At 33.8% G+C, this 22,057-nt stretch carries 24 protein-coding genes; 9 read left to right on the top strand and 15 right to left on the bottom strand.

Going from position 1 to position 22,057, the window contains the following annotated elements:
* Window positions 1–2: 2 nt before the first annotated feature.
* The 3 genes from BUC31_RS15400 to BUC31_RS15390 form a co-directional block, all read right to left on the bottom strand.
* Window positions 3–2,195: a transferrin receptor-like dimerization domain-containing protein gene (locus tag BUC31_RS15400; RefSeq protein ID WP_073245738.1), complete on the bottom strand. Its 2,193-nt coding sequence runs from the start codon at window positions 2,193–2,195 to the stop codon at window positions 3–5.
* Between the two features lie 140 nt (window positions 2,196–2,335).
* Window positions 2,336–3,718, bottom strand: a complete 1,383-nt coding sequence (locus tag BUC31_RS15395; RefSeq protein WP_073245736.1) for a sensor histidine kinase — start codon at window positions 3,716–3,718, stop codon at window positions 2,336–2,338.
* Window positions 3,719–3,928: 210 nt separating this feature from the next.
* Window positions 3,929–4,642: a pirin family protein gene (locus tag BUC31_RS15390; protein WP_073245734.1), complete on the bottom strand. Its 714-nt coding sequence runs from the start codon at window positions 4,640–4,642 to the stop codon at window positions 3,929–3,931.
* 195 nt (window positions 4,643–4,837) lie between these two features.
* Between BUC31_RS15390 and BUC31_RS15385 the strand changes: the two genes are divergently transcribed.
* Window positions 4,838–5,299 (top strand): hypothetical protein, encoded by a 462-nt coding sequence (locus BUC31_RS15385; RefSeq protein ID WP_073245732.1) that lies wholly within the window; start codon window positions 4,838–4,840, stop codon window positions 5,297–5,299.
* Between the two features lies 1 nt (window position 5,300).
* Here the strand turns inward: BUC31_RS15385 and BUC31_RS15380 are convergent, their stop codons facing one another.
* From BUC31_RS15380 to BUC31_RS15355, 6 genes are read right to left on the bottom strand one after another with little or no spacing between them, the layout of a single operon-like run.
* Window positions 5,301–6,635, bottom strand: a complete 1,335-nt coding sequence (locus BUC31_RS15380; protein WP_073245728.1) for a DUF58 domain-containing protein — start codon at window positions 6,633–6,635, stop codon at window positions 5,301–5,303.
* Window positions 6,636–6,641: 6 nt separating this feature from the next.
* Entirely contained in the window at window positions 6,642–7,640 is a 999-nt protein-coding gene (locus tag BUC31_RS15375; protein WP_073245726.1) for an AAA family ATPase, read from the bottom strand.
* Window positions 7,630–8,883 carry a DUF4350 domain-containing protein gene (locus BUC31_RS15370; protein ID WP_139251980.1) on the bottom strand — a complete coding sequence of 418 codons (1,254 nt, stop codon included), beginning with the start codon at window positions 8,881–8,883 and terminating at the stop codon, window positions 7,630–7,632. The genes BUC31_RS15375 and BUC31_RS15370 overlap by 11 nt, the downstream gene beginning before the upstream one ends.
* Window positions 8,852–9,574 carry a hypothetical protein gene (locus BUC31_RS15365; protein WP_073245721.1) on the bottom strand — a complete coding sequence of 241 codons (723 nt, stop codon included), beginning with the start codon at window positions 9,572–9,574 and terminating at the stop codon, window positions 8,852–8,854. Before BUC31_RS15365 ends, BUC31_RS15370 begins: the two co-directional genes overlap by 32 nt.
* Window position 9,575: 1 nt before the next feature.
* A complete protein-coding gene (locus BUC31_RS15360; protein ID WP_073245719.1) occupies window positions 9,576–10,514 on the bottom strand; it encodes a hypothetical protein in 939 nt (312 codons plus the stop codon).
* Window positions 10,477–11,463, bottom strand: coding sequence for a stage II sporulation protein M (locus BUC31_RS15355; RefSeq protein ID WP_073245716.1), 987 nt, complete (start codon window positions 11,461–11,463; stop codon window positions 10,477–10,479). The genes BUC31_RS15360 and BUC31_RS15355 overlap by 38 nt, the downstream gene beginning before the upstream one ends.
* A 33-nt stretch (window positions 11,464–11,496) precedes the next feature.
* Between BUC31_RS15355 and BUC31_RS15350 the strand changes: the two genes are divergently transcribed.
* Window positions 11,497–12,222: an RDD family protein gene (locus BUC31_RS15350; RefSeq protein WP_073245714.1), complete on the top strand. Its 726-nt coding sequence runs from the start codon at window positions 11,497–11,499 to the stop codon at window positions 12,220–12,222.
* 3 nt (window positions 12,223–12,225) lie between these two features.
* Window positions 12,226–12,837, top strand: coding sequence for a trimeric intracellular cation channel family protein (locus BUC31_RS15345; protein ID WP_073245711.1), 612 nt, complete (start codon window positions 12,226–12,228; stop codon window positions 12,835–12,837).
* 13 nt (window positions 12,838–12,850) lie between these two features.
* Here the strand turns inward: BUC31_RS15345 and BUC31_RS20345 are convergent, their stop codons facing one another.
* Together BUC31_RS20345 and BUC31_RS15340 are read right to left on the bottom strand one after the other, a co-directional pair.
* Window positions 12,851–13,012: a hypothetical protein gene (locus tag BUC31_RS20345; protein WP_170861968.1), complete on the bottom strand. Its 162-nt coding sequence runs from the start codon at window positions 13,010–13,012 to the stop codon at window positions 12,851–12,853.
* Between the two features lie 3 nt (window positions 13,013–13,015).
* Window positions 13,016–13,735, bottom strand: a complete 720-nt coding sequence (locus BUC31_RS15340; RefSeq protein WP_073245707.1) for a peptidylprolyl isomerase — start codon at window positions 13,733–13,735, stop codon at window positions 13,016–13,018.
* Here BUC31_RS15340 and BUC31_RS15335 point away from each other — a divergent pair.
* Both BUC31_RS15335 and BUC31_RS15330 read left to right on the top strand, forming a co-directional pair.
* A complete protein-coding gene (locus BUC31_RS15335) occupies window positions 13,734–14,375 on the top strand; it encodes an NUDIX hydrolase (protein WP_073245705.1) in 642 nt (213 codons plus the stop codon). The genes BUC31_RS15340 and BUC31_RS15335 overlap by 2 nt on opposite strands.
* A 26-nt stretch (window positions 14,376–14,401) precedes the next feature.
* Window positions 14,402–15,208, top strand: coding sequence for a lysophospholipid acyltransferase family protein (locus tag BUC31_RS15330; protein WP_073245703.1), 807 nt, complete (start codon window positions 14,402–14,404; stop codon window positions 15,206–15,208).
* Here the strand turns inward: BUC31_RS15330 and BUC31_RS15325 are convergent.
* From BUC31_RS15325 to BUC31_RS15315, 3 genes are all read right to left on the bottom strand, one after another.
* Entirely contained in the window at window positions 15,205–15,855 is a 651-nt protein-coding gene (locus tag BUC31_RS15325) for a hypothetical protein (protein WP_073245701.1), read from the bottom strand. The genes BUC31_RS15330 and BUC31_RS15325 overlap by 4 nt on opposite strands.
* A 4-nt stretch (window positions 15,856–15,859) precedes the next feature.
* Window positions 15,860–16,354: an RNA polymerase sigma factor gene (locus BUC31_RS15320; RefSeq protein WP_073245699.1), complete on the bottom strand. Its 495-nt coding sequence runs from the start codon at window positions 16,352–16,354 to the stop codon at window positions 15,860–15,862.
* Window positions 16,355–16,479: 125 nt separating this feature from the next.
* Entirely contained in the window at window positions 16,480–17,907 is a 1,428-nt protein-coding gene (locus BUC31_RS15315) for an amidohydrolase (protein WP_073245697.1), read from the bottom strand.
* Between the two features lie 100 nt (window positions 17,908–18,007).
* On the opposite strand from BUC31_RS15315, the gene BUC31_RS15310 reads away from it, so the two are divergent.
* Both BUC31_RS15310 and BUC31_RS15305 read left to right on the top strand, forming a co-directional pair.
* Entirely contained in the window at window positions 18,008–19,300 is a 1,293-nt protein-coding gene (locus BUC31_RS15310) for an NAD(P)/FAD-dependent oxidoreductase (RefSeq protein WP_073245695.1), read from the top strand.
* A gap of 135 nt (window positions 19,301–19,435) precedes the next feature.
* The gene (locus tag BUC31_RS15305) at window positions 19,436–19,951 is read left to right on the top strand and encodes a hypothetical protein (RefSeq protein WP_073245693.1); all 516 of its coding nucleotides are present in this window, start codon (window positions 19,436–19,438) and stop codon (window positions 19,949–19,951) included.
* On the opposite strand, the gene xerD is transcribed toward BUC31_RS15305, so the two are convergent.
* Window positions 19,948–20,850, bottom strand: a complete 903-nt coding sequence (xerD, locus tag BUC31_RS15300) for a site-specific tyrosine recombinase XerD (RefSeq protein WP_073245691.1) — start codon at window positions 20,848–20,850, stop codon at window positions 19,948–19,950. The genes BUC31_RS15305 and xerD overlap by 4 nt on opposite strands.
* A 188-nt stretch (window positions 20,851–21,038) precedes the next feature.
* On the opposite strand from xerD, the gene BUC31_RS15295 reads away from it, so the two are divergent.
* Together BUC31_RS15295 and aroQ are read left to right on the top strand one after the other, a co-directional pair.
* Window positions 21,039–21,557 carry an outer membrane beta-barrel protein gene (locus BUC31_RS15295; RefSeq protein ID WP_073245689.1) on the top strand — a complete coding sequence of 173 codons (519 nt, stop codon included), beginning with the start codon at window positions 21,039–21,041 and terminating at the stop codon, window positions 21,555–21,557.
* Window positions 21,558–21,636: 79 nt separating this feature from the next.
* Complete coding sequence (aroQ, locus tag BUC31_RS15290; protein WP_073245687.1) at window positions 21,637–22,053, top strand: type II 3-dehydroquinate dehydratase; 417 nt, start codon at window positions 21,637–21,639, stop codon at window positions 22,051–22,053.
* The last annotated feature ends 4 nt before the right edge of the window (window positions 22,054–22,057 follow it).

The raw sequence follows: 22,057 nt of genomic DNA, 5'->3' as shown, positions 1-22,057 counted from the left end.
AATTAATTTAAATTTTTAGTTGCGTCTTTAATATAAGTATTAAAGTTTTTAAAAGTGTTTGTTAAAATTTCAATTTGTTCTTGTGCTTCTACCCAATTTTTTTGTTCGATAGCTTCTCTTACTCCTGGTAACGTTTTTACACCGTAACCCGTGTAAAAACCTGGTGCGTAAATTTGATGTTTGAACCATGGTCTGCGAGGTAAGCCTTTCTCTGATGTAAGCATCTGTTCCGCTTTCATTAAACGCTTATTGAGCTCTTCTAACGATTTTTTAGATAGGCTAGTAGTGTTAATTTTTTCAAACTCAGTAATAGTTTCATTCAGTATCACCATTTCATTTTGCAAAGGTGAAAAATCTATATAAGGTATAAGTTCTTTTTTGGTAGGCGTTTTAACTTTTTTGGTTGGGTCTGCCGCTAATGCATATGAGTTTAGAGAAACCATCTTATTATGTTTCAAAACCTCTTTTCTCATACTTTCTGTTTCATCAATAATTTCAGTCAAGTAATTTGAAACAGTCGAATGCCATTGCGAGAAGTTTAACGGAATAACATCTGCATTTGCTAAACGTAAGGTAATTAGACCTGCAGTATTCGCCAAAGCAACGCCATAGGCAAATTCTGGATCTTTAAATCTTTTATAATGTGGGTATGTATCGTAAATGGTATGATATTCTCCGCCACCATTCTCACCTCCAAAACCTAGGTTCAGCGCAGCAATACCGGCATGTTGAATAAACGGAGTATAATCAGAACCAGAGCCTAATGCATAAAGATTAAAAGAGTCATCACCACCGTTAACTATATTTGCGGCAATTCTGCGATCTTTAACAGATACGTTTGTTTGTGGATCAACAATGGTACCTGCCACTTCGCTTACCATCGCCTGCAGTGAATGTGATCCACCGGCACCTAAGAATCCGCGACCGTTACCATCAGTATTAATATAGGCAACTACCTTTTCTTGTAGTTCTTTTTTATGATCTTCAACCCATTCTGTAGAACCTATTAATCCTGGTTCTTCAGCATCCCATGCGCAGAATACTAAGGTACGTTTTGGTTTTTGTCCTTTTTTTGCAAGTTCACCAATGGCACGAGCTTCTTCCATAAGGGCAACTAAACCACTAATTGGATCATTGGCACCATGTACCCATGCATCATGGTGATTACCACGCATAACCCACTGATCAGGAAATTCAGTTCCTTTTAAAGTTGCAATAACATTATGGGCGGGTACCAGTTTCCAATCGAATGTAAGTTTTAAATGAACGGTAGCTGGTCCTGGTCCTATATGGTAAGTTATTGGTAATCCGCCTCGCCAAGATTCTGGAGCAACGGTACCATCTAAGGCAGATAATAGCGGAAGTGCATCTTCGTATGAAATTGGCAAAACAGGAATTTTTGTAATAGTCGGCGCATCTTTTCTATCAAGTCTTTTAGCATCTTTTGTAGCTGCATAACCGGGAGTCAATACATCGCCTGGGTATGTAGGCATATCCATCACCGAACCACGTTGTACTCCGGTTTTATTCTTGTAGGCACCTTTTGGGTAGACATCTCCTTGTCCGTAACCATCATCTTCTGGGTCAGAATAAATAATGCAACCAATAGCTCCTTTTTCGGCAGCTAATTTTGGTTTAATACCACGCCATGAGCCTTGGTATTTTGCAATCACAATTTTGCCTTTTACACTGATACCAAGTTTTTCCAATTCTTCGTAATCTTTAGGAATTCCGTAATTAACGAAAACTAATTCTGCTTCAACATCACCATCGGTAGAGAAAGCATTGTAGCTTGGTAATAAGGCATCGCCTTGTGCGGTAAAAGGGTCACCTTCTACTGGTACAGCGGTTAGTTTTGCTTTGTATTGAGTAGGACCGGTTAATTCTAAAACTCTTTCTGTAGGATAAGGAAATAGAATTTGATAGGTCTCTATTTTAGTATCATAACCCCAAGATTCGAATTGACTTTTAATCCATTTCGCATTTTCTTCTCCGAATTTTGTACCTACCCAATGAGGTTCGGCAGCCATTTTCTGCATCCATTCGTCAAGATTTGCTGCATTTAATTTTTCTTCAAAACTTTTTTCGAGTTGCAGTTGTTTGTTTGTGTTCTCAGAAGAGAATCCGATAATTGAATTTTGTGAATATCCGTTGAGGACCAATAAAAGTAGGAGGGTGGTGAATAATTGTTTCATATTAAAATATAGTTGTTGAGGTTTAATTAGTTTAAATTTTAGTGATAGTAAACACCAATTAATAGATTGTTATAAACTCTAAAAATGTTCTCAATTAAAAATAATATGGCAACATAAATTTATTTTTTACAGTGTTATATTTAATTGAGACTTATGCTATGTTCTTCGGTTTTATGATGTTCTAATGAATTTGTGTTGATGGTAAAATAAAAAGTGCTACCTATATTTTCTTCAGACTCAACCCATATTTTACCTAAGTGGTGATCTACTATTTTTTTGCTTCCGTAGAGTCCGATACCAGATCCTTCGAATTTAGATTGATTATGAAGTTTGTGAAAAGCATTGAAAACATTCTCTAGTTGCTCTTTGGGTATTCCAATACCATTATCAGCCACACTAAACAGGTATTCATTATCTTTCTTTTCAGAGGAGATATTTATGATTGGTAATCCCTTATTTGTTTTAAATTTTAACGCATTGTGAATTAAATTTTGAAAAAGCATTCTAATATCACTAGGTCTAGCAATTAATGTAGGCATCTCGTCAATGTTCAATGTTGCCTTAGAATCTTTAATGCTTTCTGATAAATCATCAATAACCAACTGTATAACTTCTGCAATATTTACAGATTCCATTCCGCTAGAATTTCCTATTTCTGCATATTTTAAAAGACCTTCTACCAAATTTGTTAGTCTAGTAGAGCTACCTTGTAAATGCTTTAGATAATTGCTGAAATTCGCATAGTTTGCAACTAAGTGTTGTTTTTCTAATTCTGTAGCAATAACCTTTATATTGTTTAGGGGACCTCTTAAATCATGCGTAACTATAAAGGTAAATTCTTCAATATGCGTATTTTTTAATTTCAGTTCGTTGTTTAAAACAGCTAATTTATTATTCTGGCTTCTTAAATCGTTTTGGGCAATTTTAAGATTCAACTCACTTTCTTTTAAGGCGGTAATATGATTTTCTAAATCGTTGGTATATGTTCTGGTCTTATTTTGATCATACATTCGAAATGTAAGGGAAAGCCAACCTAAACAGGCTAAGAATGCAAAAACTTCATCAAAGGGTACATCAATTGTACCTAAAATAGGTCCGTATATAGAGATGTAAATTGTGGGTACTATAAAAGCTAAAATATCAAAAGTTATAATTAGATTTCTTGTACGTGGACTTCTTCTATAACCTATAAACGCCAAGAATCCCATAGTGGCAAATGCTACTGCCTGACCAAAAAAGCCACCGATTAAAAATATAAGGCTCATAAACATGACCGGGGGAAATAAGGTCATGTAGATTCTGGTAGCCTTATAAAATTTTAAACGATTTAAAATAAAACCTATTCCAAAGCCTAGGGCAACTACAAAGGCAAGTACCTGTTCAATATAAGATTGAAAAATGAGCGTGTAAATGAATACGGCAAATGTGAAAATTGAAGATATGATGGTAATTAAACCAAATTCATCTAAGAACCTGCTATTCTTCAAAGGCTTTTTAAGTGATGTCGAATTTTGTTTAGGCAAACTGTGATAGTTTAAAATGCTTTAATTTTTTGAAGGTCAAATAGGCGAGTCTAATTAAATTAAACCTCGTCTTAAAAAATATGAAGATTTTGGGGGAGTTGTTAATATCCATATTTTACCTAAATATAAGAAAGAGAAGCTTATAAAATTAGAAAAGACACCTTTTATTGGTGCCTTTTTCTACTAAAATTTATTAATGGATATTGTTAATTATATACTCATAGGAACTTCCATAACGAGAATTTTCGAATCTTCATTAATTTTGAAATCGAAGGTTTCGGTTTCCCAAATTCCGAATCCGTCACGTTTGTTTAATCTCTGATTAGCAATTTCAATTTCTCCTTCAAGAACAAAAATGTAGACTCCGTTTCCTTTTTGTTTTAAAGTATATGAATCTGTTATTTCAGAATCATATTCTCCAAGATGAAACCATGCGTTTTGGTGAATCCATACTCCGGCATCATCGGCGTTTGGAGAAAGAATTTGATACAAACTGTTTTTCGTCGCAATATCTTTTATGGAGATTTGATCGTAACGAGGAGAAACACTTTGTTCGTTCGGAATAATCCAAATTTGTAAAAACTTAACCTCTGCATCTTTGTTTTTGTTGTACTCGCTATGTGAAACACCAGTGCCAGCACTCATAACTTGAACATCGCCAGCTTTAATTATTGTAGAGTTCCCCATATCATCCATATGTTGAAGATCACCTTCTAACGGAATAGATATGATTTCCATATTTCTATGAGGATGAGTTCCAAAACCGCGACCCGCAGCAACGGTATCGTCATTTAATACTCTTAATACTCCAAAATTCATTCGTTCCGCATTATGATAACCCCCAAAACTAAAGCTATGGTAAGAATTTAACCAACCATGATCAGCATGACCTCTGGTGTTAGATGTATGTAAAATAGTTTTCATTTTATTGTTTTTTTTGATGTCTTATTGGTCGGAATTTTAGGAGAAATATTACAGTTATATACTTTGTAAACAACAGTGATAGTAGCATCAATATAAGATAGAATTTATTAGGGTAGTTCTTAATAAATAAAATTAAACTTATAATTTTATTTATTAAAGTGCGTTATAAAAAAGAAAATTCCCTATTCCCCATAGATGAAATTTATTATTCTTTTTTTTACATTTATTATAGGTATTAATTTAAGTGCTCAAGATCCGGGTAATGCAGCTAAACATATTGGTGCCGGAGTTGTCATTGGTGTAGCGGGTGGTTATGCCGCTGATAAAATATCTAATGGTCAAAAAGGCTGGAAATGGGCTGGTGCTGTTGGCAGTAGTTTGGTAGTAGGTCTTGCAAAAGAAGGTGTATATGATAAATCTAAAGGATATGAATGGGAAACAAGAGATGTTCTTTATACAACTTTAGGTGGTGTTTTAGCTGGTATGGCATTAGATGTATTGACAAGTAATACAAGAAGAAGAAATGGCGGTGGCAAAAGCTGTGGTTGTTTAGTTGCTCAATTAGATAATCAATATGAAATTCAATTGCCTTTATTTGTTGAAAATGGAACTGGCGATATTACATCAGAATTGCAGGCAGCATATTTTCTCCGATAAATTACAGAAGTCCTTTCGCTTTAATTTCTAAATACTTATTAATTGTATTAATAGTCAAATCTTCTGGTTTTGTTAAAATAGTCTGTATACCATACTTTCTAAGTTCATTAACTACCAATTGTTTCTCATAGATAAATTTCTCTGCAATTGCCTGCTCATAAATCTCAAGAGTATTGTTAGGTTTTTCTTTAGCGTATGCAACAAGTTCTGTATTTTCAAAGAAAATGACAACCAATAAATGTTGTTTTGCAATGGCTTGTAAATAGGGTAATTGGCGGTGTAGTGCGTCTAATGTTTCAAAATTTGTATACAATAATAAAAGACTTCGTTGTGGAATATTTCTTTTTACATCAATGTATAATCTACTAAAATCACTCTCAACAAAATTAGTGTTCAGGTTATAAAGAGTTTCAAGAATAAGATTCATTTGAGAACTTCTACGTTCTGCAACCACCCTGTTTTCTATCTTATTACTAAACGCAAACATACCCGCTTTATCATTTTTTTTAAGGGCGATACTGCTAATGACCAAAGTTGCATTAATGGCGTAATCGAGCAAGCTAAGCGAGTTAAATGGCATTTTCATTACCCTGCCTTTGTCAATAATAGAATATATAGGCTGTGATTTTTCATCTTGAAATTGGTTAACCATCAACTGACCTCTTTTGGCAGTTGCTTTCCAATTTATATTACGAATATCGTCGCCCTGTATGTAATCTTTAATTTGCTCGAACTCCATCGTATGACCTATGCGACGAATCTTTTTAATACCAAATTCCATTAAGCGATTACTAAATGCTAAAAGCTCATATTTACGAAGTTGCAAAAATGAAGGATACACAGGTACTTCTTTATCTTGGTTAAATGTGTACTTTTTAGCAAGAAATCCGATTGGGGAAGTTGCGAATACATTTAAATTTCCGAAACTATAGACTCCGCGTTCAACAGGTCTAACATTATACATGTAAAATTTTTGCTCCCCAGAGTTTAATTCATTTCTGAAATTGAAATCACGTTTCTGAAATTGAAACGGAAGCTCGTCAATAATGTTAACCTTGCTAGTAAATAAGTATTGATTGGTAACTTGTATTTTGATATTATTTTCATCGCCATTAGAAAGTTTATCAGGTACAATTCTGTCTGCAATTATGTTTCCTTTTGATAAAAAAAGCAGAATGATATCTACAATTAGTAGCGCTAAAAACAGATAGAACAGAAGTTTGGCAATAAATGAGATAATCTCAAAAATATAGGATACTAAAAAGCACAAGATGATGCCTGTTAAAACCAGGAAGAATCTTTTTTGAAGAAATATATTTTTGAATACCTTTTTCACAATTATTTATCTTGGAATTTCGATAGTTTGAATAAGGTCGCTGATCATTTTTTCTGAGGTGTAGCCTTCCATTTCTCGTTCTGGTGTTAATATAATTCTATGGCCTAAAATAGGACCCACTACCTTCTTAATATCATCAGGAGTTATAAAATCTCTACCATTTATCGCTGCAACTGCTTTAGAGGCGTCTAGTATGGCTATAGAAGCTCTTGGAGAAGCTCCTAAATATAAATTAGCATTACTTCTTGTATTGTTGACAATGGCAGCTATGTACTTCAGTAAATTATCTTCAACGATAATATCTTTTATTATTAATTGATAAGCTGCAATTTGTTCTGCAGATAGAACAGAGTCAATCAAGGCTTCTACATTAGTATTTTTCTGTTGATGCTTGTTTTCTAAAATTTGTATTTCCTCTTCTAGAGTAGGGTAGTGTACATTTATTTTAAAAAGAAAACGGTCTAATTGAGCTTCGGGCAATCTGTAGGTGCCTTCTTGTTCAATTGGGTTTTGAGTGGCAAACACTAAAAATGGGGGCTGCATTTGAAATTCATTTCCATCAATAGTTATTTGACGTTCTGCCATAGCTTCAAAAAGAGCAGCTTGGGTTTTTGCAGGCGCACGGTTTATCTCATCAATCAAAATAATATTTGAAAATATAGGTCCTTTTTTAAATTCAAATTCAGAGGTCTTTACATTAAATATAGACGTACCCAAAATATCGCTAGGCATTAAATCTGGCGTAAATTGAATTCTGCTGAAATCTACATTCATTGTTTTTGCTAAGAGTTTTGCTGTAACTGTTTTGGCTACACCTGGTACACCTTCAATAAGGGAATGACCGTTCGCTAAAATAGAAACGATCAATAATTCGATCATTTCTTGCTGACCAATAATTACTTTTCCCAATTCAGATTTCACCTTAGCAACAGACTCTTGTAGTTTGGTTAGATCTATGCGCGAATTAAATTCTACGTTGTTTTCATCTTGTGTATTATCTTCCATAAGATTGTTTAAATGTATTTATTTTCTGAACCAAGGTTAATGAGTCTTGTTCACTATGTATAGGTTTATTTTTTAGACTAAGTATGAGGTCTATTAGAGTTTTTGTTTCTTCTCTAGATTTTCCGGCTTTAGCACTTAATTGAGTAATGAAGTTTTCATCTAACACTGTGGTGTTTACATAGTACCTATTTCTAATGTAGGTTAAAAAATAGGTAATTTTTTTATCGTTCAAATTAGCATAATCTCTATGTTGATAATATAGAGAACCAACAGTTTTTGCAAAGGCTACAGAAGAGTTTTCTAAAGGTTTTATGATAGGGATAATACGCTGCTCTCTTTTGGCTTTAAATATTACAAAGAGTATTAAGCCTATCACAAGTAAATAATAGCTCCATTTTAATGCGGGTTGATTTAAAATGAATCGCATAGGTGAGGTTATAACTTTTCTGCCAGATTTTTTATAGTCATCCCAATATAAAAGATGATCATTTAAATACGAAAAACTTTGTGTGCTGTAGTTTCTATTATCACCCAATACGTAATAGTTAGTATATGCGACGGGCAAAGTATTAATGATGAAACTTCCCTCTCCAAAAGATGTCTTTATAAAATTTGGTCTCACTTTAATTTCATCTTTATTATCATCTAAAAACGAAGAAGTTTTGAATTGTATGTGTCCAAGTATTTCTGTGTTTACAGTATCAATACTAACAAAATATGAAGGATCTACTCCTCTTTCAAAATAGAAATGTTCTTGTTTAAAATTTTGATTGGAGAAAGAAGCTCTGACCGAGTCTTCTTGTATATCATATTGTTGTGTAATTTCAACATTTAAAGTATCGGCTAATTGCCCAGTAAAATTGCTGCTGGCTATAAAAACTTGATTACCATTGGCTACATATTTTAAAACTTGATTTGTTTCTTGTTCATCTAAATAGATAAAATCATTGATCATTAAATAGTTCGAAGCTATTGATGAATCTCGCTTTATAAGCAAATCATAAATACTCTTTTCAACAGATTCAATTTCGCTGTTCGGAAATATTGAAGGCAGTTCATTATAAAGAACAAAACAACCAAAAGGAATTTTAGATACAGACGTGTATGAAAATCTCCAATTTATAGGTCTTGGGCGTACTATTTCGGTTACGATGATACCAATTAGCACCGCAATCAAAAGCCCAAGTATTATTTTAGAACGCTTACCCAAATTATGATTGAATTTGTTTGTTGATAGATTCAAAATCTAAAACCGATTTTGTGTATTTCATGTCATCTATAGTCTGTTCTCCATACCAGATATAATCGTACAGGTAGGCTACTTTCTTAAATCCTTTTTTTATTTCTAGTTGCTGAATTTCATTGAAATAGTCTGAATTTGTTTTATCAAAATGCCATTCTATAATATCGCTTTTAGATAACTTTTGTAGCGTAAGTAGAAACTGATAACGTATGGCAAGTCTGTAATTTTTTTGTTCTAAAGCAATACTGAGAAGATTGTTGATGTCAATACCTTCTATATGCTCTTCTGTTAAGTTAATATCGTTAATTGTTTTCGCCTTTTTCTGAAAAAGGGAATTGAAATTTTCATTAATCAGAACTTTTACGATGAGGTATATTGCTAAAATTACCAGCAAAAAGTAAATAAAATATTCAATGATTTCTAAAAGCTGTGGCGATATGTTAATGCCAAAAATGTTGCCTAGTCCTCGACCAACCCAATTGATAAATCTAGCCAGTAGGTTTTGAGATTCACCTGTTTTAAAGGTGTAGTTAAACTCGTCGCCTGTATACTTTTTAGTAAGATTATCGTCAATAGTTCTTAAAGTAAGAACAGATGAAGAATCAATTTTTATGATACTATCGTTAGTGCCCTGTGCAAATGAGCATAGCGCTAATAATTGAAGGAATATGAGGAGAAAGGTATGCTTCAACTTAATCGTTTTGACCTATTTGTTCGATAGTAGCTCTAGTGTTTTCATTATATGTTTTTTCGTGTAGCGCATAATATAATAACCCATTTACAAATTGAGAAAGACATTGACCGTACACTGCAATAATTAATACAATACAAGTACCTAAAGTATAAACTATTGTAGAAACGATAGAGTGGGAGTAATCTACATTGTTTTCAACTACATGAAAGGTGTAAATGCCTACAATAATGCCAGGTACAATTAATGCAATCATTAGTAAGATACCTAGTAAGATACCTAAGATAAAGTTGACACCAATAGATTTCCAGAAATTTGTAGTCACTAATTTCCAACCTTCGCCTAATGCTTCTGTAACACCTTTTTTCTTTTGAAGCATATCAAAAAATGAAACACCTATCCATGCGGTTAAACCAAATTGTACAATGTACTGTGCTATAAAACCTAATAATGGTATGATATTTAAAATAATGGCTGCAATAAAATAAACGAAGTAAATCGGTATCAATAATAATACAAATACAAAGATATTTCCGAATTGGCTTTTGGCTAGTTCCCAAACTTCTTTTTTATCTACATTTTCATCTCTAGTCTCTACATATTTTATCATATAGCTCGTAGAAAGCGAGTAGTTTAAGAAGGCAACACCTAAGAAAATAATAACGAATAAAAATCCGCCGACACCTAAATAAATATAATAGTCCTGTTCAAATTCATTACCATTACCAAAAGAATTATTGCTAGATTCTTGCGCAATCATTCCTAAAAAACCAGATACTAATAAATAGCTGGTTATTAAAAGACCTATTAAAAAAACACCATTATAACTGATAAAAACATTGGTAAAGTTTTTAATATTCTGTTTAAAAAAGTCGAAATAAACGGATACTATTCCGCCAAAATCACGGTTTACCCGTAACGGTATGTAATTGTCTTTCATATTGGTTATTAAGTATGATCGGGTAAGCGATGTAATAAAATATAATTAGAAATAAAGAAGCACCAATTATTAAAAAAGCCAGCCAATTGGGCATACCGGTATAACGTGTAATAAAACCTTCAATAAAACCGGCAATAATGAAAAACGGAATAGTACTGACCACAACTTTTAATCCGTCTTTAGCGCCTTTCATAAAAGATACCCGCCTAGAGTACGTTTTTGGAAATAGAATGCTATTGCCCATAATTAAACCAGCACAGCCGGCAATTATGATTACTGAAATTTCTATGGTACCATGTAGCCATATTTGCTTATTTGCTTCAAAGAAAACCCCTTTAGTATAAAAGAAAGTAATGAATGCGCCCAGCATAACGCCATTACTAAAAAGAATATAACCAGTGCCAATACTAGTAATTACACCAAATGCAAAGGCAAGAAATGCAACTCGAATATTATTGATTGTTATACCTAAAAATGAGCCAATTTCACTACCACCTTTGTAAATAGCGGCAGGGTCACCGTTAGCAATATTATTAAGGGTTTCATTTACATATGCATCGCCTAAAATTAAACGAACAAAGGTAGCATCGTTCAAGGCAGATAATGAGCCAATGGCAGATGCTATAATAAATATTAAAAAAGCAATACCAAGTGTGGTGTGATATTGTTTGAAAAAAAGAGGGAATTCGGTAACCCAAAAACTAAGAATTCGGTTTTTACTTTCTTTTTTATTCTTATAAATTTTTTGGTGTGCTTGTGAAGCTAATCCGTTTAAATACAATAAAGTCTTACTTTCTGCGTAATACGTTTGTGCGTAGGCTAAATCATTAGTAAGTTGAATGTAACCATTGGCAAGTTCATCTGGGTTTGAGGTAGCATCAAGGTGTATGGCATTTTCAAATGCTATCCATTTTTCCTTATTTTGCTTCACAAAAGCAGCTTCGCGCATAAACTATTATTACCTCGTTAAATTTAAGACTAAATGAATAACCTCCAAATCAATACAACGCAAAATGTGAACCTTAATTATACTATTGTAAGTATTGGTGAACGAATTGTGGCATTTTTTATAGATGCATTTATATTGTATCTCTATTATATTCTAGTTGATTTAATTGGTGACGCCATTGGTTATATTTATGATGATGGATGGACGCAGAGAGGTATTGTTGGTTTAATCACCTTACCCGCAATGTTTTATAGTTTATTAATGCATATAATTTTCAATGGTAGAACTGTTGGTAAAATGATTATGAAAATGAGAGTGGTATCGGTTGATGGTTCCCCGGTAAATTGGAGTAATTATTTAATTCGTTGGATGCTTCGTTTGGTTGATATCTGGATCTTTGTTGGGTCTATTGGTATACTAACCATTCTATTCTCTGAAAAAAGACAGCGTTTAGGTGATGCAGCTGCAGGTACAGTGGTAATTAGTACCAAAAACAAGACTAAAGTTTCTCATACAATTTTAGAAGAAGTGGAGGATACATATGTGCCTAAATTTGTGAATGTTACCATACTGACCGATAAAGATGTAAGACTGATCAAAGAAACCTTTAGTATAGCTAAAAAAAGCAATGATTTTAAAACGATGAAGGCGCTTAGAGATAAAGTAGATAGTATATTGCAAACCAATTCAGATTTGTATGATAAGCAGTATTTAGATACGGTCTTAAAAGATTATAATTATTTTACTCAAAAGCTATAACCAATGTTTTATTTCATCATTGATATTTTAGGAACTATTGCATTTGCCATTTCAGGTGTTTTAGTTGCGATGGATAAAAGACTAGATGCTTTTGGTGTGTTTATAATAGCCTTTGTAACAGCGGTAGGTGGCGGAACTTTACGTGATTTATTAATTGGTATTAAACCCGTAGGGTGGTTGAATGCACCCATGCATTTACTTATTATTGTAATTACAGTGTTGTTGGCAATCATCTTCGTAAAGCAGTTGAAATACGTTAGAAAATCACTCTTTCTATTTGATACTATTGGTATTGGTTTGTATACCATGGTTGGAATTGAAAAAGGGCTAGCTGCAGAGTTGCCGCCTGTTATGTGCATAGCCTTAGGTACAATAACAGCTTGCTTTGGCGGAGTGATTCGAGATATTTTATGTAATGAAATTCCTGTAATATTCAGAAAAGAGATTTACGCAACAGTATGCATTTTAGGTGGCTTAGTTTATTTTCTTTTAATACAATTTCCAATACAAAATACAATAGCCTATTCTATGGCAATTGTGACCATTATAATCATGAGAGTTCTAGCAGTGCGTTTTAAAATATCATTACCAAATATTTATCGTGCAGGAGTGTAAATATTTTTTTGGATTATTTGGCGAAGCTAAATATTTGTAATTCAGCCAAAAGCCAAAAGCCAAAAGCCAAAAGCCAAAAGCCAAAAGCCAAAAGCCAAAAGCCAAAAGCCAAAAGCCAAAAGCCAAAATCCAAAATCCAAAAGCCAAAATCCAAAAGCCAAAAGCCAAAAGCCAAAAGCTACTCTAGTACTTCAGCCTTTTCGATGTAGATATTCTGCAAAGGCCAATCTCCTTTTTCAACGGGTACATTATTAATTTTGTCAACGACATCCATCCCTTCTATAACCCTGCCGAAAGGGGTGTATTCATCATCTAAATGATACGACCCAGGGTTGGTAACGACAATGAAAAATTCAAAAGGTGATGCTAGCATATGAGGGTTATCCATTTCGCTACTAGGCATAGAAACGGTACCTCTGTGGTGCTTATGTCCTTTTCGAGTATCTGGAGGTAATAAATACCTGCCAATTTCATTTCTCTTCTTTCCTGTTTTCTCGTCATCAGAATTGCCACCTTGGATAATGAAATTTTTCACCACTCTATGAAATTGTGTATAATCAAAATAACCCTTTTCAGTAAGGTAAATGAAATTGGCTCGGTGATAAGGTACATTATCAAATAGCTCTATAGTAAAACTGCCAAGATTGGTAGTAATTTTTACTTTATTCGATTTTAAAGTTTTTTCATAATTAAAAAAGAAATCAATGGCATTGTCTTCAGTAAGTTCAAAAGCTTTTTCTTGCTCGTCATTTATAATTTCTTTTTCTTTAATTTTAGTAGAGTCTATGGTGGTCTTTGCTGTAGAAATTGTAGTATCAACTTTCTTAGAAGTATCTTTACAGCCAGTTAAAGCTGCAATAGCAATAAAAAGAAATATATAGAATTTAAGTGAACGCATGGATTTTAATTTTTTTGAACAACAAATATCAAAAATAAAGGATCTACCGCTACCGGGAGAAGCTTCACAGCATAAAATGGCTCCAGAAATTCGTATAGAAGAATTGCAGCGAATTAATCAGGCGAAGAAGAATCCGAGAAAAGCGGCAGTTATGGCTTTGTTTTATCCAACGGTAAATCAAAATACCAATCTATTGTTGATTCTTAGAAAAACATATAAAGGTGTGCACTCTAACCAAGTAGGTTTTCCGGGCGGTAAAGTAGAAAAATCTGATGGCGGATTGCTTACTACTGCATTACGCGAAACCTATGAAGAAGTAGGGGTGGAGCCCAAAGATGTTACCTTGGTGAAAGAAATCTCAGAAATTTTTATTCCTCCAAGTAATTTTATTGTTCAGCCATTTATTGGGCTGTATAAAGAACCAAAACCTTTTGTAAAGCAAGAATCAGAAGTAGAATTGATTCTAGAAGTTCCAATTGTAGATTTTTTAGACGAATCAAAAATTGTTTCCAAAAAAATAACAACCTCTTATGCTGTAGATATTGAAGTACCTGCCTTTAAATTAAACGGTTATATTGTTTGGGGTGCTACGGCAATGATGTTGAATGAGATTAAAGAGTTATTAAAGCAGGTGTTGTAAGGCATATTTATTTATTTTAGCATTCTATGGGATTATTCGATAAAAACCCTTTCGGGCATAATTTATATATTAAAAAATGGCTAATTCGTATTTTGGCCTTGCTTTCGCATCAGCGATATAAAGGATTTAATACGTTAGAAATTGAAGGCTCTGATATTATTAGAAGCTTGCCAGATAGAAATGTACTATTTGTAAGTAACCATCAAACTTACTTTGCTGATGTAGTGGCTATGTTTCATGTATTCAATGCTAGCTTAAGTGGCCGAGAAGATTCTATAAAAAATTTAGGTTATATATGGCAGCCAAAATTGAATATGTACTATGTTGCGGCTGCAGAAACCATGAGAAAAAGTCTATTGACCAAAATTATGGCCTATGCAGGTTCTGTAAGTGTAGAAAGAACATGGCGTTCTGAAGGTAAAGATGTAAAGCGTCAAGTAAAAATGAGCGATATCTCTAGTATTGGTTTAGCTTTAAATGATGGTTGGGTTATCACTTTTCCTCAAGGGACTACAACACCGTGGAAACCTTTAAGAAAGGGGACTGCACATATAATTAAAAAATATAAACCAGTAGTTGTACCGGTAGTAATTGATGGATTTAGACGTTCTTTTGATAAAAAAGGACTTCGTGTCAAGAAAAAAGGAATTCTTCAATCTATGGTTATTAAAGAGCCGTTACAAATAGATTATGAGAATGAATCTTCTGAATCAATAATTGAAAAGTTAGAGTACGCCATAGAGCAACATCCTTCATTTTTAAAGGTGATTTCTAAAAAAGATTTAATGGCTGTAGAAGAGGAAAACAAGCAGCGTAAGTGGAGAAATTCTTAAACTGCTAAGTGCCTTAATTCACTATAATTTTTCTTTAATTTTCTTAGTAGAAGACCGTAAAGTAAAAAGTAAATTACTCCCATTAACAAAGTTAAGATTACGCCAAAGATTCCTATAGAAAGCATAACGGTTATCTTTAGTTTTTCTGCAGATATGTTTTCTAGACTTTCTTTAAGTTCTGGGAACGCTGAAACTATATTGTCGTTTAAATAAACCCCTATAATCATAATTATAATGGTAACCATTATCATTGATAATGAAAAAATGACGTAGTGCTTTACTGTTTTTCTTGTCTTTATAATTTTCTTCATCAAGTTTTTAGAATTATCTAAAACAGATATTTCTTTAAATCGCTTATAGAATTGAAATATGAAGTAAAATGCAACTGCATAAGTAAATACAGAAATAATCAGTAGATATTTAGATACGCCAATTTTATCATAGATTTCCATTCCTTCACGCATAGAAGGTAATAGGTATAAAAGATGGGGTAAGGTAAATTCTAAAATACTAATAATCAATATCCATTTAACAATAGAGGAAGATTTCTTCCATATCATTTTGTGAATATCTTCATAGCTCAGTTTAGGAACGTTAAATTCCTTTTTCTGCCAGTCTTTCTTTAATAATTCCAGTTCGTCCGTCATATGCTTATGGATTCAAAATGGTTCTTAATTTTGTTTTGATACGGTTCATCTTCACTCGTGCATTTACTTCGGTAATACCCAAAGTTTCTGAGATTTCAGTATAATTTTTATCCTCCAGATATAAAAAAACCAATGCTTTGTCAACGTCATTCAATTGCTTTACAGCTTTGTACATTAATTTTAATTGCAATTCTTCGGTTTCATCATACTCATCTGCCTTAATTTTGAAAATTATAGACTCATAATCAGCAGTATCAATTCTTCTTTTATTTTTTCTATATAAGGTTATGGCAGTGTTCAATGCCACACGATACATCCACGTGCTAAACTTTGCTTCGCCCCTAAATTTGGGATAAGCTTTCCATAATTGAATAGTTATTTCTTGAAACAAATCATTGTGAGAGTCGCGGTCATTTGTATACAGGGTACACACTTTATGGACAATATTTTGATTGTCCTGCAGCTCGGTCACAAATTTGTGTTCAAGTTCTTTATTCACTATTGGTTGGTTGTTCTTATCACGTTAGTCTATCAATAGTTTCTTTTGTTACAATAAATCTACAAATACATAAAAAAAGTGCCAAAGTATTCTTTGGCACTTTTTAATCTAATAGTAATCTATGACTATTTTCTATAATCTAAAGCAGGTGCTCTATCCCCTAAAAGAGGAATGTATTTAAAATCAGCACCTCGTTTCTCCAAGAATTCAGCTTTGGCAGATGCTACTAATTTTTTATCCTTGAATAAATCAATTGCTGTCATCGTCAATGTTTTTGCAGCGATCATCATACCTTTATTACCAATAGAAGTACCGCCCGCAGCAACTGCTTGCCAGCTATGCGCCGGTGTACCTGGCACCCAAGTAGCCGTGCTAAAACCAACTGTTGGTACGGTAAAACTAACATCGCCAACATCTGTGGATCCAAATGCTTTAGCTTCGGTCTTATATGGTTGTATATTTTTTGCAGTTGCAAGATCTGCTTTATCTTGACCTAATGTTTTTGCAATTTTATCGGCAAAAGCCTTTTCTTCGGCTGTATATTCCATTCCACCAACTTCAGATAGGTTTTCATGCATCACTTTTTGTAAAGTAAGATTTGGTAGTAACTCATGCGTACCACCTATCATTTCATAATCCATCGTTGTACCGGTACCTAAAGCAGCACCTTCAGCAGCTTTCACCATACGATCAAAAATTTCTATAACAACGTCGCGTCTATTATGGCGAGCATAGTAATACACTTCTGCAAAATCAGGAATAACGTTTGGTGCTTTACCGCCATCTGTAATTACGTAATGAATTCTAGCTTCTTGCGGTATGTGCTCACGCATCATATTGATCATCATATCCATAGCTTCAACGCCATCTAATGCAGAGCGCCCTTTATCTGGTGATGCCGCGGCATGTGCAGAAATACCATGAAATCTAAATTTAGCCGATTTATTTGCTAAGGCTGCGCCAGCACTCGCGGCATTCTGAGCTCCTGGATGCCAGTGTAATGCAATATCTACATCGTTAAAAAGTCCTTCACGAACCATATACACTTTACCAGAACCACCTTCTTCTGCAGGTGTACCGTAAAAACGAATAGTTCCTTTAGATTTGTTGGCTTCTAACCATTCTTTTGTTGAAATGGCAGCAGCTGTGGAAGCCGTACCGAATAAATGGTGTCCGCATGCATGACCTGCAACTGCACCTGCTGATGTCTTCTCACCTACCGCTTTTTGAGAAAGACCGGGTAGGGCATCAAATTCACCCATAATAGCAATTACAGGACTACCACTACCATATTCCGCTATAAATGCTGTAGGTATACCTGCAACGCCTTTTTTAATAGTAAACCCGGCATCTTGCAGTGTTTGTTGTAGAAGACTAGAGCTTTTTTCTTCTTGGTATCCCATTTCTGCAAATTCCCAAATATTTTGAGCTATAATTCCGTAATCAGTACTTTTCTGCTCTAAATTTTTAATAATATCTTTTTCGCTCTTTTGAGCATTCATTGAATAGTAGGAAGCACTTAGTGCCGCCAATAAAATAAGGGTTTTACGCATTGTGGTGTTTGTTTGAGTTAGACCTTAAAGATACTAAAAACACATTATTATTTTAAAGTAGAAATCCATTTGTTTAATTTCGCATTTAAGTACTTATACTATGAACATACCACTTTCGAGCTATCCTAGAATTGTAATAATAGGTGGTGGTTTTGGCGGAGTCTCTCTAGCTAAAAAATTAAGTAAGCAAGAAGTTCAGGTTGTTCTTATTGATAAGAACAATTACCATACTTTTCAGCCCTTATTATATCAAGTATCTACCGGTGGTCTTGAACCAGATTCTATAGCATACCCGCTTCGTAAAGTTTTAATAGGGTATGATAATTTTTATTTCCGTTTAGCAGAAGTAGAGCGTATAGATATTGCTGGCAAAAAGTTGAACACAAATATTGGTGATTTAAGTTATGACTATTTAGTAGTCGCAACAGGTTCTGAAACTAATTTCTTTGGAAATGAGGAGATAGAAAAGAACGCGATGTCTATGAAGTCGATTCCGCAATCATTAAATCTTCGTAGTTTAATTTTAGAGAATTTTGAACAAGCACTTCTCACAGATGATTACCATGAAAGAGATGCTTTGATGAATTTTGTGATTGTAGGTGGCGGACCAACAGGGGTTGAGCTGTCTGGTGCTTTAGCAGAAATAAAGAAAGGTATTTTACCAAAAGATTACCCAGATTTAGATACAAGAAGAGCACAGATAAATATTGTACAAGGTGGCGATTGTTTACTACCAGGTTTTAGTGCGCAAGCATCAAAAAAGGCTGAAGATTTCTTAGAAAAGTTAGGGGTTCAGGTTTGGAAGGGAGTTCGGGTAACCGGGTATAATGGTAAGACAGTTACAACAAAAACAGATTTAAAATTCGATGCAGCTACTGTAGTTTGGGCAGCAGGGGTAAAAGGTGCTGGTATTAAAGGTTTAGATGCTGAAGGCGTAATTGCTGGCGGCAATAGAATAAATGTTAATGAATTCAATCAGGTAATAGGTCATCCTGATATATTTGCTATTGGTGATATCGCTTGTATGGCGACCGAAGATAACCCTCGTGGGCACCCAATGGTAGCACAACCTGCAATACAGCAAGGTAAACTATTAGGTAAAAACTTGGTGAATTTATTGGAGAACAAACCTATGAAACCATTTGTCTACTTTGATAAAGGTAGCATGGCGACTATTGGTAGAAACAAAGCAGTTTGCGATATTAAGAAATTCAGATTTCAGGGAATTTTTGCTTGGTTTGTTTGGATGTTTGTACACTTATTTTTCTTAATCGGATTTAGAAATAGAATGGTGGTGTTTATCAACTGGGTATATAACTATATTCGATTTGATCGTGAAGCACGATTGATCATCCGTCCATTTAAAAGAGATTACAGCCAATTTAAAGATTAAGACTTTTTCAATTTTCATATTTATAATGGAAGTTTTCTAAATGCTTGGCAGTTAAATTTTTGCCAAGTATTTCGTTGATTCTTATTTTTAAAATATCTTTTGTAGGAATTTATTTCAATAACCGATATTCAACCTATGAAAGTACTGGTAAGTGGTTTTCTATTATTTTTCGTAATTGCTTCTAGGGGGCAGACAATAGAGGAGCCTCCGGTATCGGGGTTGCAGTCGTCTCAGAAAGGATTTTTAATTACAGATCATGCCTACCCAACTGGTGCTACAGGCGATATTCATAAATCTTTTATGATGCAGTACGGTATTACAAAATCGTTAAAACTAGAATTACAGGGTTTTTATGATACATATATATTAAGTGAAAGGTTTAGGTCCAGTGTATTGGCTAAAGTGTACTTAAATGAAAAATTATATCTGCTTAGTGGTTTAGAAGCAGAGGTTGCTACAGAAAAGGCAGGAGTTGGACAAACACCATATCGTCTTGGTTTTGTGGCTGGTGCTGGTTATGATATAAGTGACAATTTCATGATAGAGTTGAAGAGTAATGTTCTACTAAATAAGTCAAATATTGGCGCTTTTGGTGAAACTCAGGTAACAATGCCTTCGGTATATGCTATTGGTAGTAAATGGAAATTTTAATAACCTTTTCTAGGGTGATATGTATTCATGACTTCAGCTAAGTGTGACCTATCTACATGCATGTATATCTCTGTTGTGGTGATACTCTCGTGCCCAAGCATCTGTTGTATAGATCGTAAATCGGCACCATTTTCAAGTAAATGAGTAGCAAAAGAATGTCTAAAGGTGTGCGGACTAATACTTTTATTCAAATTTATAGTTACAGCTAAGTTTTTTACAATAGTAAATATCATGGCTCGTGTTAGTTGCTTACCACGTCTGTTAAGAAATAGAATGTCTTGAAAACCTTCTTGAATATTTAGGTGAACTCTAATTTCATTTCTGTAAATATCAATGTATTTTTTGTTTACAGAGCTTATGGGTACAAATCGTTGTTTGTCACCTTTACCCGTAACTTTAATAAAGTCTTCCTCAAAAAATAGATCAGATATTTTTAAACCGATTAGTTCAGAAACTCTTAGTCCGCAACCATATAGAGTTTCTAGCATAGCTCGGTTGCGCTCGCCTTGGGCAGAGCTTAAATCAATAGCGCCGATTAATTTGTCTATTTCATTTTCAGAAAGTGTGTCAGGTAGTTTTCGTCCGATCTTCGGAGATTCTATTAAATCTAAGGGATTATCTTTTCGGTAATCTTCAAAAATTAAATAGTTAAAAAAACTTTTGAGTCCCGATATAATTCGTGCTTGTGATCTAGGGTTGACCACTTTGGCAATTTCATATATGAACTGCTGAACAGTGTTTTTGTCAATAAGAATTGGGGTGGTAGTAATGGCATGTGCATCAAGAAAAGACATCAATTTCTCGATATCCATAGTATAACTCTGTATAGAGTTTTTTGATAACCCTCGTTCAAGCTTAAGATATACTGTGTAATCTTTTAATGCATGTTTCCAATTCATGGTTTAAAGATAAAGAATACATTAATTGTGAATATGATAATGTAGTAATATGGGTTGTATTTAGATGCGGTAAATTAACATGACCTATCTAAAAGTTAGTTGTACCACTACTTTTATGGTATTCACAACAAAGATGCTTGTAAGCTTAGTCTTACCTCTATTTTTGTAAGAAATAAACCGACCAAACCATGAATAAGTATTTCATTTTATTATTTGCATTATGTCTTTCAACCGGAATTTTCGCTCAAGAAGGGTTCAAGTTCGGTATACAAGGAGGTATTCCACTAGATGATTATAATGAAGCAGTAAGTGTTGTGCTTGGAGCAGATTTCTCATACATGTATCCGTTAGGTGAAGTAGTAGATGTAGGACCCGCAGTAGGTTTTATACATGGTTTTGCAGAAACCTTTCAAACAACGATTATTAGAGAAGAACAAGAAGCTGTTCAGTTTTTGCCATTGTCTGCCGGCGTTCGTTTTTGGACATCAAATTATTTCTCATTTGGTGGTAATGTAGGTTATGCCATGGGTATTAACGAAGGTAATGAAGGTGGTCTTTATTATAGACCTACAATTGCTTATCTAATGAGTTCAAGCGTTGAGGTTAATTTTTCTTACACAGGTATAGATACCGAAGAAACTACATGGTCTACAGTTACCTTGGGTATCGTTTATAATTTCGAACCTAAATATAGAACCCGTCGCTAGTTGAAGACTTCATTTAAGTATTATTTTTACAACCAATATTTCTAATTCATTGTAAGGTAACATTCATTATTTTTGATGTATGAAGATTATCATTATAAATGGTCCCAACCTAAATCTATTAGGAAAAAGGGAGCCAGACGTTTACGGTTCTGAAACTTTTGAAGATTACTTTTCAAAATTACAGTTCAAGTTTAAAGATATAGAGTTAGAATATTTTCAATCTAATATTGAGGGTGAACTAATTTCTAAAATTCAAGAAACCGGTTTTTCTTATGATGGTATAGTTTTGAATGCAGCTGCATACACACATACTTCTGTGGGTATTGGAGATGCTGTGAAAGCAGTAGAAACTCCTGTAATTGAAGTTCATATATCAAATACACATCAGCGCGAAGAATTTAGGCATGTATCTTACATATCGCCTGCTGCAACTGGTGTCATACTTGGTTTTGGTTTAAAAAGCTATGATCTTGCTATCGAGAGCTTTTTGTTTTAAAAAG

The organism is Maribacter aquivivus, assembly GCF_900142175.1.
Classification (GTDB): Bacteria; Bacteroidota; Bacteroidia; order Flavobacteriales; family Flavobacteriaceae; genus Maribacter; species Maribacter aquivivus.
The sequence above is the reverse complement of the archived record's forward strand: the minus strand, read 5'-3'. Positions and strand labels throughout refer to the sequence as shown.

Coding starts and splice junctions, on each gene's coding strand:
- BUC31_RS15400 (WP_073245738.1), bottom strand. CDS start 2,195: ATGAAACAATTATTCACCACCCTCCTACTTTTATTGGTCCTCAACGGA.
- BUC31_RS15390 (WP_073245734.1), bottom strand. CDS start 4,642: ATGAAAACTATTTTACATACATCTAACACCAGAGGTCATGCTGATCAT.
- BUC31_RS15385 (WP_073245732.1), top strand. CDS start 4,838: ATGAAATTTATTATTCTTTTTTTTACATTTATTATAGGTATTAATTTA.
- BUC31_RS15375 (WP_073245726.1), bottom strand. CDS start 7,640: ATGGAAGATAATACACAAGATGAAAACAACGTAGAATTTAATTCGCGC.
- BUC31_RS15360 (WP_073245719.1), bottom strand. CDS start 10,514: ATGAAAGACAATTACATACCGTTACGGGTAAACCGTGATTTTGGCGGA.
- BUC31_RS15355 (WP_073245716.1), bottom strand. CDS start 11,463: ATGCGCGAAGCTGCTTTTGTGAAGCAAAATAAGGAAAAATGGATAGCA.
- BUC31_RS15350 (WP_073245714.1), top strand. CDS start 11,497: ATGAATAACCTCCAAATCAATACAACGCAAAATGTGAACCTTAATTAT.
- BUC31_RS15345 (WP_073245711.1), top strand. CDS start 12,226: ATGTTTTATTTCATCATTGATATTTTAGGAACTATTGCATTTGCCATT.
- BUC31_RS15335 (WP_073245705.1), top strand. CDS start 13,734: ATGGATTTTAATTTTTTTGAACAACAAATATCAAAAATAAAGGATCTA.
- BUC31_RS15340 (WP_073245707.1), bottom strand. CDS start 13,735: ATGCGTTCACTTAAATTCTATATATTTCTTTTTATTGCTATTGCAGCT.
- BUC31_RS15330 (WP_073245703.1), top strand. CDS start 14,402: ATGGGATTATTCGATAAAAACCCTTTCGGGCATAATTTATATATTAAA.
- BUC31_RS15325 (WP_073245701.1), bottom strand. CDS start 15,855: ATGACGGACGAACTGGAATTATTAAAGAAAGACTGGCAGAAAAAGGAA.
- BUC31_RS15315 (WP_073245697.1), bottom strand. CDS start 17,907: ATGCGTAAAACCCTTATTTTATTGGCGGCACTAAGTGCTTCCTACTAT.
- BUC31_RS15310 (WP_073245695.1), top strand. CDS start 18,008: ATGAACATACCACTTTCGAGCTATCCTAGAATTGTAATAATAGGTGGT.
- BUC31_RS15305 (WP_073245693.1), top strand. CDS start 19,436: ATGAAAGTACTGGTAAGTGGTTTTCTATTATTTTTCGTAATTGCTTCT.
- xerD (WP_073245691.1), bottom strand. CDS start 20,850: ATGAATTGGAAACATGCATTAAAAGATTACACAGTATATCTTAAGCTT.
- BUC31_RS15295 (WP_073245689.1), top strand. CDS start 21,039: ATGAATAAGTATTTCATTTTATTATTTGCATTATGTCTTTCAACCGGA.
- aroQ (WP_073245687.1), top strand. CDS start 21,637: ATGAAGATTATCATTATAAATGGTCCCAACCTAAATCTATTAGGAAAA.